The organism is Riemerella columbina DSM 16469, from assembly GCF_000374405.1.
GTDB lineage: Bacteria > Bacteroidota > Bacteroidia > Flavobacteriales > Weeksellaceae > Riemerella > Riemerella columbina.
This window is the reverse complement of the sequence record NZ_KB894229.1, coordinates 104438-117332: the sequence shown is the minus strand read 5'-3', so window position 1 is coordinate 117332 and position 12895 is coordinate 104438. Positions and strand designations below refer to the sequence as shown.

Genomic DNA, 12895 nt, shown 5'->3' with positions numbered 1-12895 from the left:
AAAGAAAATGTATAGTTTTTCACCGAAATTAAGATTGTATTCTATCGTATTCATCGTTTTGGGATTAGTGCTTTTTGGTGCTGGTTACTTCTTGAATCATGGAATAGATGATGCGAAAGTAGAACATATGATGGAAGTTGTTCATGCTTCTGGTCACCATAATCCTACACACTCTAGCGAAATGGTAGGGCCTCAAGATCATGCGGCACACTTAGACCATGCTAAAATGCAGGTACATAACCAGCCACTAGCAGCCATCCACTTGGTAGCAGTTTTTGCTTTTGGTTTAGCTTGTTGTGTGATGTTTTTCTATTCTGTACAACATGCGGCGCATGCAGGTTGGCCAATTATCATCACAAGAGTCATGGAAGCTATTGGAGCTTATATCCCTTTTGGAGGTGCCATTCTTTTAATCATTATGGCGTTAAATGTTTCGCATATCGGGCATTTATTCCATTGGATGGATCCATCCTTAACTGATCCTAATGATCCACACTTTGATGTGATACTATATGAAAAGAAAAAGTTCTTAAATATTCCATTTTATGTAGTGAGAAATTTGATCTATGTGATTGGTGCTTCGTTCTTTGCATGGAAATTAAGACAAATGTCTAAGAAAGTAGATGCTACTAAATCCCCTAGAGATTATCAGATGCTTTACAGATGGAATGTGGGCTATATTGCATTCTTTGGTTTTGCCTCTGCATGTTGGGCTTGGGACTGGTTGATGTCTATTGACCCACACTGGTATTCCACTATGTATATTTGGTATTCTATGGTAAGTTGTTTAACGAGTGCCATTGCAGTTATTATTTTGATTAGTGTTTACCTTAAGAAGAATGGATTTTTACCTCAGTTTAATGATAACCACCTTCACGACCTTGGTAAATATCTATTTGCTACCAGTATGCTTTGGACTTATACTTGGTTTGCACAGTTTATGTTGTATTGGTACGCGAATATTCCAGAAGAAGTCAATTATTTCTTCGGTAGATTTGAATATTATGCGCCTACATTCTTACCAATGTTAATCTTAAACTTCTTAATTCCGTTATTAGTAATGGTTAGTAGTAGTATTAAGAGAAATTACACAGTGGTAACTACCATGGCAGTTATTGTAATTCTTGGTCATATTGTAGATTACTTTAATATGGTGATGCCAGGAACTGTAGGTCCATATTGGCCTAATGTAACAGTATTGTTATTAGTTTTAGGTTCGGTATTATTTGTGTTAGGATTATTCATTTTTGTTGTAATGACACAATTGTCAAAAACTAAATTGATCCCTACAGGAAACCCTTATCTACACGAATCAGAAATCTATGAGTATCCGTTTTAATGAATTGATATTTAAATTATAAAGAAAATCTCGATACATTTATCGGGATTTTCTTATTTTTGTGAAGCATTAAAATTTTAAATACCAATGAACAAAATAAAATATTTATTCTTCGCTTTTATCCTACTGCTTTTTGTAGGTTGTAAAAAGGATACTGTAGATGGGAGTAACATTAAAAATTTCCAATCCAGTATTAATGATATGTCTTCTGACTTAACGACTATTGAACAGATAAAATTCAATGAGGCACTTTATATTTTAAAAACTTTCGGCGTGGATAAAGAAGGTGATATCCAAGAGCTCAATGCGTTATCTCAATTGCTCAATGGTAAAAAAGTGCCAGAAATATTACAAATGGCTAATGAAGTGGCTCAGAAAAATGGCATTGAATGGAGTAGTACAGCACCACCATCTTTAGGGTATATGAATATTTTCCAAAGCCAAGAGCCTACCAAACATGATCCAAATGATATAAAGGCGAGTTCTATTAGTATAGAAGTTCAACCCTACGCTAATGGTACTGCTTTACAAATTATCCCTAGATTGGTTGATCAATCGGATAATCTCGTAGAGTTTTCTAACGCAGGGCTGGAAACTACGCTAGAAGTATTTAGCAACGGTGAAAGATTGCTCACCTCTAAAAACTTAATGTTAGATAATAATTTTAGAGGCTTTAATCTAAAGATGACTTCTCTACCTAGAGAAAAAGTAGTGGATGGTATGATAGATGTTCAGGTGTCAGTAAAAACTTCTAAAAAGTTACTTAAAATGCTAAAAAAGGGGGTGCCAGTAAATGAAGAGGTTCTAAAAGTTCCAGTAGTGATAGAGGAAGATATTATAGATGACACGACAGCAGAAACCGATGAAGAAACAGTGGCTAATGAAGAGGCTACACCAAAAAATAAACCAGATCCCAAAATAGCGGTAAAAAGTTTTCTTAATAATATAGGAAGTCAAAACTTGCGTGCGGCTTATGAGTCGGCATCTAATCCAAAATGGGGGTCTTACGAACAGTTTTCTAACCCGACTTCTGGTTTTGGTTCTGTTAAGACCATTGCAGTTAAAAGCCTGCGTACCACTTCTACGGATAACAATAACGCGACGGTGAACGCTACTTATAATGTAACTGATAACAATGGTAATGTTAGCGTTTTGGACGCTGTATATACACTAAAATCTACGGATAATGGTTGGAAGATTGTCGGTTATAAAATCAACTCATCGCAAAAGCAATAACATATTTATATAATAGAATGAAAAATAAAAAATTAATTGAAAAATTAGAAGCTACAATTGAAAATATTCCTGATTTTCCAAAGGAAGGCATTCAGTTTAAAGATATTACCCCGATATTCTTATATCCAGAATTATACGAAGAAGTCATTCAAGATTTGGTAGAATTTAGCCGTGGGAAGGTAGATGTGGTTTGTGGTATTGAAAGTAGAGGCTTTTTATTTGGGATTGCCATAGCGGTAAAATTAGGCGTTCCATTTGTGCTTATTAGAAAAAAAGGAAAATTGCCGCCGCCATTTGTATCACAGAAATATGAACTAGAATATGGTTCTTCAGAAATTGAAATGAAAGAAGGGCAAATTAAAAAAGGCGATAGAGTGCTAATCCATGACGATTTATTGGCTACTGGAGGAACTACCGAAGCAGCAGCGATGCTTGTAAAGAAACAAGGTGCAGAAGTAAAGCAGTTTAGTTTTTTAATTGGATTAAAAGACCTCAAAGGTGTAGAAAAACTAAAACAATTTGATGCCGAAGTGTATCAAATTTTAGAATATTAAATAAGTTTTTGTATATCAGCAAAGAAAAAACTAAATTTGCGAATTAAATAAAATATAACAATGGCTAAGAGATTTAATAAACTCAGCAAAGAGCAAATAAAAGAAGGAAAGGAAACGGTAGAAATTTTTGAAGAATTAGACCAGTCGGCACTAAAGTCCGAAAAATTCATTGAAAAATATGCCAAACATTTAATGATAGGGTTTGGTCTTATTTTATTAGCAATTTTTGGTTATTTTGCCTATCAACAATTTGTTGTAGCACCTAAAAATCAAGAAGCCACGATGAGCTATCTAGCTGCGCAAAAGGCACAAGCCGATGGCGATGATGCTAAAGCGTTAGGGGGTAAATCTACAACCAACCCAGGCTTTTTAGGAACTTTTAACGAGTATGGTGGTACTAAAGTTGGTAAATTGTCTGCCTATGAAGCAGGACTTATCAAATATAAAGAAGGTAAATACCAGGAGGCTTATGATTTATTAGATGCGTTTAAATCAGACAATAAAATTTTAATGGCACTAAAACATGGGGCTATGGGAGACTGTTTAGCAAGTCTTAACAAATCAGACGAGGCTATGGCACAGTATGGCAAGGCTTCATCAGTATCGGATGACCCGTATACTTCTTATTACTTTACAAGAAAAGCGGGAGTGATGGCACTAGCGCTTAAAAAGAATGCAGATGCCAAAAAATACTTTGAGACCATTGAAGAAAAATACCAAGATTACGATGGTGGGGCGTCAGACGCTTACATTGAAATGGTAAAATATTATTAATTAAAATAAAAATTATGGCAACGGATAATCTTTCTGATTATAAGCCACTCCAAATTAATGATGCCGATGCGTTCAACATCGGCATTGTCGTTTCCGAGTGGAATGATTTTGTAACCTTTAATTTAAGAGATGGGGCAATAGAAACCCTGCTAAAACATGGGGTAAAGCGAGAGCGAATAAAAGTATATTATGTGCCAGGTGCATTTGAATTGAGTTATGCCGCGATGCGTCTATGTGCTAGAGACCAGTACTTTGATGCCATCATAGCGATTGGCTGTGTGATTCGTGGGGAAACCTCGCATTTTGATTATGTTTGTCAAGGTGTGACCCAAGGCATTACCGCGTGCAATACCCAAACCCAAACCCCTACTATTTTCTGTGTTTTGACGGACGATACCAAAGAGCAGTCTATCGCAAGGAGTGGTGGTGCTCTAGGAAATAAAGGGGTAGAGGCGGCGATTACTGCACTCAAAATGGTAGACTTTAAAAATAATATCTAATCATTTTTATCTGATAAATTACTTTTTAATATCAATCTATTAAAATGGTTTGATAATTGATAGGGTTAAATACTTTTAAAATGTGGTAACGAAGATTGCTCACATCAAATAATTTTGTATTTTAACCCAAAATTTAAAACATAGACTTATGAAATGGACAAATAACAGAAGTGAAATTGATGATCGCCGTGGTAGAGGCGTAGGCGGGGGATTGATAGGGGGTGGTATAGGTACACTTATCATTGCGGCTATTGTGTTTTTTCTTGGTGGTGATCCTTCTGCCGTTATCGGTTCTACTTCTTCACCTACCCAAACGGAGCAGAGAGCTCTTTCTCAACAAGAACTAAAGGTGAGAGAGTTTATAGAAATGTTGCATGCGGAAAATGATATGACTTGGAAAAAAATATTCAACGAAAATGGTATGCAATATCGAAAGCCAAAAATTGTATTATTTGAAAATGTCACCCAATCGGGCTGTGGTGTAGCACAATCGGAAATGGGACCATTCTATTGCCCTGTTGATGAAAGTATATATATGGATATGAGTTTTTTTAATGAACTAGAAAAACGCTTTGGTGCGAAAGTAACGGAATTTTCTGTTGCCTATGTATTGGCTCATGAACAAGGACATCATATCCAAACTTTACTTGGAACAACTCAAAAAGTAAATGAATTGAGACGCAGCGGTAAATATTCTGAAGCGCAAATGAATAGGATTTCTGTGGCGACAGAACTTCAAGCTGATTTCTACGCTGGACTTTGGGCTAGAAAAACAGATAATAGAGCGCATATATTAGAACCTGGTGATATCCAAAGTGCCATAGATGCTGCTGCTGCGGTAGGGGATGACAATATCCAAAAGCGCGGTCAAGGCTATGTGAATCAAGAAGCCTTTACCCATGGTAGTTCAGCACAAAGAAAAGAGTGGTTTTTAAAAGGCTATGAAACAGGCGACATCCGCCAAGGTAATACTTTTGATGCGTTGTTGAAGTAATTATATCTTTATTAAAAATTTAATGCCCAGCCTTGAAAAAGAGGCTGGGTCTTTTTAGTTGAGCATGGCTTTAATTTCCCTTAAAATATCTTCTAAACCATTGAGTTTTATTTCGTAGATGGTTGCCAGTTGCATGCCTAGTTTACCTTTGGGGAATCCTCCCTGTCTTAGAAACCATTCTAGATAGGCAATAGGTAAATCGACTAAAATGAAATCTTTATATTTCCCAAAAGGCATTTTGGTTTTACAAATTTCTTTTAAAATCTCTGGATTGATACTAGGTTGTTCCATTAAGCATCTTTTGGGTCAATAATTAAGTCTGTATCATCTCTGTCTTCCTCAGGTTGGTCGGTGAGTACCAATTCTGGAGTTGGATTATCGGTAAACTCGTCTTGGTAAACTTGTATCAATAACAAGGTAACGGATACTAAAATAGGTCCAAATACTAAGCCCATAAATCCAAATAAATTCATACCCAAGATAATTCCAAATACGGTATTGAGTGGGTGGATGTCTTCTAGTTTTTTTAGTAAAGTAAACCTTAAAACATTATCGGTTAACCCCACTAAAATTACACAATATAGAAATATACCAATCCCCGAAACTACATCGCCCTCTGCCGCCATAAATAGCGCAACGGGAATAAAGATAATAGACGCCCCAACGATAGGAATCATAGAACAAACCGCAGTTAATGCAAATAATAATATCGGGCTTGGTGCCCCAAAGATATAATATCCAATCAGTGCTACAATCCCTTGTCCTAAGGCAACCACAGGAATCCCAATAGCATTGGCAATAATCATTTTTCTAATTTTATCCGCAATAAGGTTGATATTGGTTCTTTTAAGTGGTGCCGCTTTTACTAGAATTCTTTCAAAAACCCTAGGATTAATGAGCATGAAATATAAAATAAAATAAGCAGAACTTACAACGGTAACGGTATTAAAGGTACTGCTAACCGCTGTTGTAGATATAGTCCCTGCGAGCTCTTTCACCTTATCCAGATTATCTTGACTTAGTATATCAAAGCCCACTTTGTCTAAAATATATTGGTGTATTTTGTCTAAGAAATCATTAAACTTTGCCATATAGTTCTTAGCATGCCCCAGTTTTTCTATCACCATATCTACTAAAAAATACATTGGCAAAATCAGTATCAAAATCGTAGAAAGCATAATGGTGAGAGCGGAGAGCCACGGTTTCCATTTTTTCTTTTCTATGAGATAAAGATTATATTTTCTAGAAATTACATAGAGTGTAATTGCGCCTAACAAAGATGGAATAAACATAGCTAAGTTGTAGGCGATCAGTAGAAATAATATTAGGATAATTAAAATCAGGGCAATTTGCTTGATTTTAACATTGCTTATGGCATCGTTATTCATAGGATTGTAAATTTATTATCAACAAAGATAGTTTTTTAATAGTGAAAATAAAAGACCTTTTTTTGAAATAAAAAGGTCTTCAATCTGGATAGGAATTGCTAGCTACATCCCTAGATTGGTGCGTACGCGTTTGAGTGTTTCATGGGCGATGCGTCTTGTTTTTTCTGCCCCAACTTGTAGTTTTTCTTCAAGCTCCTCTAGGTTGTTCATATAGTAATTGTACAGTTCGCGTTCTTTTGCAAATTTTTCTAAAATTAGGCTAAGCAGTTCCGTTTTTGCATGACCATAGCCAAAGTTACCCGCCAGATATTTTGCTCTTAACGCCTCGGTTTGTTCAGGGCTAGCAATCAATTCGTAGATGGCAAATACTTTGTCGGTTTCTGGGTCTTTAGGCTCTTCTAAAGTTTTAGAATCCGTTTCTATTGACATCACTTGTTTTTTTAATTGCTTTTCTGGTAAGAAAATATTGATGATGTTTCCTCTAGATTTAGACATTTTATTACCATCAGTACCTGGTACATATTTAGTGTTTTCTTGTAATTCTGCCTGTGGCAATACAAAAGTTTCCCCCATTTGGTGATTAAACCTAGATCCCATATCTCTTGCCATTTCTAGATGTTGAAGTTGGTCTTTACCCACGGGAACAATTTCAGCATCGTAGAGAAGGATATCTGCTGCCATCAATACGGGATAAGTAAACAATCCCGCGTTGACATCTTCTAATCTATCGGCTTTATCTTTAAAAGAGTGGGCAAGTGTTAATCTTTGGTAAGGAAAAAAACACGATAAATACCAAGAGAGTTCGCAGACTTCTGGAATATCGCTTTGGCGGTAGAAATAAGTTTTTTCTGTATCTAGTCCACAGGCGAGCCAAGCCGCTGCAATTTCGTAAGTATTTTGTTTTAGTGTAGCAGCATCTTTAATTTGAGTTAAAGAATGCAGGTTGGCAATAAACAAAAAAGATTCGTTATCCGAAGATTTAGACAATTCTATGGCGGGAATAATAGCACCTAGTAAATTTCCTAAGTGTGGCGTTCCTGTCGCCTGTATCCCTGTAAGTATTCTTGACATTATATTTTATTTTTTACAAATGCAAAATTAATCATTTTATAGGTTAAAGATAATCTTTTACCTCAGAAAGCGTTTTAATATTGATGATACCCGTCTCTGAAAATCCTTCGTCGAACACATCAAAAAATAGAACGGGTAAGCCAAAATCTCTAGCGCCCAAGGCATCGGCAATCCAATCATCCCCAATAAAATAAGTGTTTTGCTCTTCGGCATGGGCTTTATTTAAAGCAAATTGAAAAATTTCCGGGTGAGGTTTTCTTAGCCCAATTTCATCGGCACTGGTTACAGTTTCAAAATAATGTTCTATTTTACTCCCCGTTAATTTTCTTCGGGTTACTTCTTGGAAACCGTTGGATAGAATGTGTAAGGTGTAGCCTTTGTCTTTTAAGTAATTTAAAAGTGGCACAGTGCCTTCTACCAGTTCGTTATACTCTATAATTTCATCTAAAAATTGATGTTCAAAAGTTTGAGCCAGTTCAAAATCATCAAGCCCAAAGTGTAGAAATACATCATAAAAGCGATGCTTTCTCAGTGTGTCTTTATCAATAATGCCATCTCTGATTTTTGCCCATAAATCTTCGTTGATGGTATGGTATACACTATGATATTCCTCAAAGCTGATAGAAAGTTTATCTTGTATATTGTACTCAGAGAATAACTTTTGTAAAGTGAGCTGAGCATTTTTACGATGGTCCCAAAGGGTATTGTCTAAATCAAAAAAAATGTGCCTAATTTTCATAAGGCACAAAGTTAGTTAATTTTTTGAGAGTACGAAGACTCCATTTTCAGAATTAAAAACCGTCAACGATTTTGAAAAATCTAACAAAAACTTAACCGTTGATGGTTTTGGAAGTAATACTTGATAGGCTCTAGAGTAAATGTTTTTCATCGGCTTTATTATTTGTTTTTTTGATAACGAAATAATAGCCTAAATATTATATTTATCGGGTTAAAATTATTTGATGTTCCTCCATAATTTTTCTTAAATTTAGAACCGCATACCTAACCCTGCCAAGCGTTGTATTAATACTAGAATCGGTTTGTTCAGCAATTTCTTTAAAACTTAAACCATCAAAAAATCTTAGTTTAATGACTTCTCTTTGATTTTCTGGAAGCAACTGAATCATCTGGGTAAGAGATTCGTTAATTTGTAATGAAACCATTTGTTCTTCTATGTTTTCGGAAGGTTCACAAAGGGTGTCAAAGATAGAAAACTCATCATCGAAGGTAGTTTCAGAAATGTGCTGCCGTTTAGATGTTATTCTATAATGGTCTATGATAAGGTTGCGGGCAATTCTTTTAGCCCAAAGGATAAATTTACCTTCGTCTTTATAAGCGCCAGATTTTAATTTGATGATGATTTTCATAAAGGTATCTTGGAAGATATCATTGGCTATATGCTCATCATAAACTTTATAAAAAATAAAAGTAAATAAATCTTTTTGGTGTTTTTCTATAAGTTGGGCAAGTGCGGATTCGCTGCCTTGCTGGTAAGATTGTATCAGTGTGCTATCGCATAAAACTTTCATAACTTTACAGTTTAACTCGTTAGTGCCTTATAATGGATAGGGCAATTTGGATTTTTAATAATAGTTAAAAGAGTAAAGTTTTATCTATAGTTTTGGTTTTATGATGCTACAAATATAAGATTTATTTTGAAAGAATTAAGAAAAATTAACATTTTATTGGTATTGATGTTTTAAAATCATTTGATAATGGTATTGGAATCCCTCAAAAAACCTTAATTTTGCATAAAGATTGATAATCTATGAGCCAAACCTTTACTGATAAACAAATTAATATTCTAGATGCTGCGGAAGTTCTGATTGCTGAAAAAGGCTACGATGCTACTTCTATGCGGGAAATTGCTAAACTAGCCCAAGTGAATGTGGCGATGATTTCTTATTACTTCGGTTCTAAAGAAAAAATGATGGCGGCATTGTATCAATATCGCGTAGAAAAAACGAGAGAGGTATTTAGCGTGTTTACATTGACCATATCTAAGGCAAGCCCTACCACACAAATTTCGGAAATGGTTGCTTTTGTAGTGAAACATATTCTGAAATTTAGTTATTTTCATGGGTTTGTCACACAAGAAATGCAGTTTAATCCAAACCTTGCGTTTTTCTTAAAGGATTTTTATGATTTGTGTATCCATAGGCTAGATGACGCCATAAAAAAAGGTATCGTAACGGGCGAATTTACCAAACTGGCAAAAGCGGAGGAAATCCTATCCAGTCTTATAGGTACCATAGTCTTTACCATAAGAAACCAATTTTTTTATAAAGATTATTTGCCAAAGGGAAAATCCTATTTGCCCGCCTTAGAAAAAAAACTGAATCTCTATTTAAAAGATATGATTTTTTCGCTTCTAGGTCATCAGCAAAAGTGATTGGATTATTGTCCTAAATAATAAAGCCCTTTTAAGGTATGCAATCGATCAGCGATATGGATTTTATTGGTTAGTGGTTTGTAGACATGGGATACGCCACCCGTGGCAATCACGAAACAATCGTCTTTTACTTCTTCATTAATTCTGTCAATAAACCCTTCTACCATACCGAGATAGCCATAGACCATACCGCTCTGCATACAAGTAACGGTATCTAAACCCAATACAGATTTTGGTTTTACCAATTCTATTTCTGGCAGTTGTGCCGTTTGTCCTACGAGAGAATTAAGTGCGGTGATAATCCCTGGAGCAATAATGACGCCTAAGGTTTCCCCCGTTTCGGAAAGGCAACTTGCCGTTAAGGCTGTGCCAAAATCTAGAATGATTTTTTTTCTTTCGGGATAAAGATGGTGTGCTGCCACTAGATTCGCATAGATGTCAGTTCCCATTTGTTTAGATTTAGGATTAACTTCCGAAGGAGTATTGCGGTCGACTAAAATTGGTTTTTGTTGGTGGATTTTTTCAATAGCTCTGGCAATATCGTGGGTCATCTGTGGTACTACCGAGCCGATAATAATTTTAGAAATATCCTCTACCTTAATATTGTAAGATTGATACATCATTTTAAACTGAACAAAAAGTTCGTCTTTGGTTCGGTAGGGTTTGGTATTGATAACCCAAGAAACGCTACAATGGTCTTGTTCAAAAAGTCCAAAACGAATGTTTGTATTTCCAATATTAATGACGATAGATTTCATCGCGTGTGTTTTATTTTACTTCTAAGAAATTATTACTTAAATCCACATCGGCTAATCGCTGAGAAAAATCTATCCCTAATGCAGCCAATTGACTTTTAGCATAAGGAATTTCAAAACTATATTCTTTAGATGTCCAACACCAGTAAGGCAGCGTGGTAAAACTTCCAAAATAATCTGAAGTTTTAGGGCTTCTCATCATATTGAGTGGAATATGATAAGTGATGATTTGTTTGTCCTTGGTTAATACACCAAAATCAATAGGCATAGGCACTTCCCCTTTATTTTCTAATGTAATGGTGGTAGAGCTTTCGTTGTATTTTACATTTTTAATGGCATAGTCTATGGTTTTAGTGGTATTAATCCAATAGTGCTGAAACCATTTTAAATCCATACCCGAAACTTTTTGTGCGATATGTAAGAAATCTCTATCAGATGGGTGTTTTAGCGCCCATTCATCATAATAAGTTCTAAGGGTGCTTTGTAGGGCTTCTTGCCCCATAATATAACCGAGTTCTACCAAATAAAGTTCCCCTTTAGTATAAGAGGCTACGGAATACGCCGAGGCATCATCGTGGTGGTCACCTAGCCAGCTGGCAGGCTCTTCTTTATCTGTTTTTACAAATTTTCTATAACTATCCAATACGCCTACAAAAGGATTAGGCAATGGATTCTGAATTGGAAAGAGTTGGTACATTACAAAGTCTTCGGCATAGCTGGTAAAACCTTCGTCTAGCCATGGTTTCATGCTCTCATTGGTAGCGAGCATTTGCTGGTACCATGAGTGTCCACCCTCGTGTGCCATTAGTCCAATGAGTCTTTCTAGGCTTTTATGTTCGCCTAGAATCATCGTACACATGCCATATTCCATACCGCCATCACCCCCTTGGATAAAGGCATAGCTAGGGTATACATAGCGTCCGAAATTGGCATTCATCAGTTGGTAGAATTTAGTTATATACGGTTGGGCTTCACTCCAGTATTGAGTTTTATCGGATTTTTGGTATACAAAATAAACTTTTGGTCCATCTGGCACCGTAAATTGCTCTACGCTATAATCTGGGTCTGCTGCCCAAGCAAAATCTAAGATATTTTTAGCGATCCAGTGCCAAGTTACTTTTCCTTCGCTATTAGGTGTTATGTTAGGATCGGCGGTGTAGCCTTTCACTTGATTTGGGTTTTCCAAAGTTCCTCCTGCACCTATCACATAATTGGCATCTATGGCGATATTAACTTCGTAATCGGAAAAAGGGGCGTGAAATTCTCTGCCCACATAGTCAAAAGTCGCCCAACCATCGTAGTCGTATTCTGCAATTTTTGGATACCATTGCGTCATAGTCATTTCTATACCTTCGCGATTTTGGCGACCTGCTCTACGGATTTGATATGGGATATTGGCGTCCCATTCCATTGTGAAAGTGGTTTTGCTATTAGGTTTTAATGGCTGGTCTAGGTAAACTTTCATGACCGTTTCTTGGATTTCAAACTTAAGGTCTTTGCCATTTTGTTTAATCCAGTGGATGTTTTGAGCGCCTTCTTCACCTTTTGGAATAGTGGCTAACCTTGAGACTAACTGCCCTGCTTTGTTTTTGTCGGCTAATCTTTTATCGGCGTGGTTACCCTGATTTTGAACCCTTTGGTCCATTAAGGAATTGGGTTTAAATGCGTTCCAATATAGGTTGAAATAGACTACCTTTAACTCGTCTGGGGAATTATTAGTGTAGGTTAAGGTTTGCTTACCGTTATAAGCATAGTGTTGTGCATCTACATCAATATCCATTTTATAAGCGGCGTGTTGCTGATAGTATTTGCCTTTTTGAGCAAACAATAAAGTGGAATAACTGATGATAAATAAAATGAAGAATCGTTTCATTGTAAAAATATTTTATGAC

General features: G+C 36.0%; 15 protein-coding genes. 7 read left to right on the top strand and 8 right to left on the bottom strand.

Going from position 1 to position 12895, the window contains the following annotated elements:
- Positions 1-7 precede the first annotated feature (7 nt).
- The 6 genes from C237_RS0105385 to ypfJ all read left to right on the top strand — a co-directional run bounded on the left by C237_RS0105385 (position 8) and on the right by ypfJ (position 5397).
- The gene (locus tag C237_RS0105385; RefSeq protein WP_026315510.1) at positions 8-1339 is read left to right on the top strand and encodes a hypothetical protein; all 1332 of its coding nucleotides are present in this window, start codon (positions 8-10) and stop codon (positions 1337-1339) included.
- Between the two features lie 87 nt (positions 1340-1426).
- The gene (locus C237_RS0105380) at positions 1427-2575 is read left to right on the top strand and encodes a hypothetical protein (RefSeq protein WP_018675475.1); all 1149 of its coding nucleotides are present in this window, start codon (positions 1427-1429) and stop codon (positions 2573-2575) included.
- 17 nt (positions 2576-2592) lie between these two features.
- Complete coding sequence (locus C237_RS0105375; RefSeq protein ID WP_018675474.1) at positions 2593-3129, top strand: adenine phosphoribosyltransferase; 537 nt, start codon at positions 2593-2595, stop codon at positions 3127-3129.
- Positions 3130-3189: 60 nt separating this feature from the next.
- Positions 3190-3903: a YfgM family protein gene (locus C237_RS0105370; RefSeq protein ID WP_018675473.1), complete on the top strand. Its 714-nt coding sequence runs from the start codon at positions 3190-3192 to the stop codon at positions 3901-3903.
- A gap of 14 nt (positions 3904-3917) precedes the next feature.
- Positions 3918-4403 (top strand): 6,7-dimethyl-8-ribityllumazine synthase, encoded by a 486-nt coding sequence (ribH, locus tag C237_RS0105365; protein WP_018675472.1) that lies wholly within the window; start codon positions 3918-3920, stop codon positions 4401-4403.
- Positions 4404-4551: 148 nt separating this feature from the next.
- Complete coding sequence (gene ypfJ, locus C237_RS0105360; protein ID WP_018675471.1) at positions 4552-5397, top strand: KPN_02809 family neutral zinc metallopeptidase; 846 nt, start codon at positions 4552-4554, stop codon at positions 5395-5397.
- A gap of 54 nt (positions 5398-5451) precedes the next feature.
- Here the strand turns inward: ypfJ and C237_RS0105355 are convergent, their stop codons facing one another.
- From C237_RS0105355 to C237_RS0105335, 6 genes are all read right to left on the bottom strand, one after another.
- Positions 5452-5673 (bottom strand): DUF3820 family protein, encoded by a 222-nt coding sequence (locus C237_RS0105355; protein ID WP_026315509.1) that lies wholly within the window; start codon positions 5671-5673, stop codon positions 5452-5454.
- Between the two features lie 14 nt (positions 5674-5687).
- Positions 5688-6785 carry an AI-2E family transporter gene (locus tag C237_RS0105350; RefSeq protein ID WP_018675469.1) on the bottom strand — a complete coding sequence of 366 codons (1098 nt, stop codon included), beginning with the start codon at positions 6783-6785 and terminating at the stop codon, positions 5688-5690.
- Between the two features lie 102 nt (positions 6786-6887).
- Positions 6888-7856 (bottom strand): tryptophan--tRNA ligase, encoded by a 969-nt coding sequence (gene trpS, locus C237_RS0105345; protein WP_018675468.1) that lies wholly within the window; start codon positions 7854-7856, stop codon positions 6888-6890.
- Between the two features lie 43 nt (positions 7857-7899).
- Positions 7900-8595, bottom strand: coding sequence for a YjjG family noncanonical pyrimidine nucleotidase (locus C237_RS0105340; protein WP_018675467.1), 696 nt, complete (start codon positions 8593-8595; stop codon positions 7900-7902).
- A 15-nt stretch (positions 8596-8610) separates the two neighbouring features.
- Positions 8611-8745, bottom strand: coding sequence for a hypothetical protein (locus C237_RS15085; RefSeq protein ID WP_281166423.1), 135 nt, complete (start codon positions 8743-8745; stop codon positions 8611-8613).
- Between the two features lie 52 nt (positions 8746-8797).
- Entirely contained in the window at positions 8798-9385 is a 588-nt protein-coding gene (locus C237_RS0105335) for an RNA polymerase sigma factor (RefSeq protein ID WP_018675466.1), read from the bottom strand.
- Positions 9386-9624: 239 nt separating this feature from the next.
- On the opposite strand from C237_RS0105335, the gene C237_RS0105330 reads away from it, so the two are divergent.
- Positions 9625-10248, top strand: a complete 624-nt coding sequence (locus C237_RS0105330) for a TetR/AcrR family transcriptional regulator (protein WP_018675465.1) — start codon at positions 9625-9627, stop codon at positions 10246-10248.
- Positions 10249-10253: 5 nt separating this feature from the next.
- Here C237_RS0105330 and C237_RS0105325 read toward each other — a convergent pair whose 3' ends face one another.
- Entirely contained in the window at positions 10254-11006 is a 753-nt protein-coding gene (locus tag C237_RS0105325) for a type III pantothenate kinase (RefSeq protein WP_018675464.1), read from the bottom strand.
- A 10-nt stretch (positions 11007-11016) separates the two neighbouring features.
- Positions 11017-12876, bottom strand: coding sequence for a M1 family metallopeptidase (locus tag C237_RS0105320; protein ID WP_018675463.1), 1860 nt, complete (start codon positions 12874-12876; stop codon positions 11017-11019).
- Between the last annotated feature and the right edge of the window lie 19 nt (positions 12877-12895).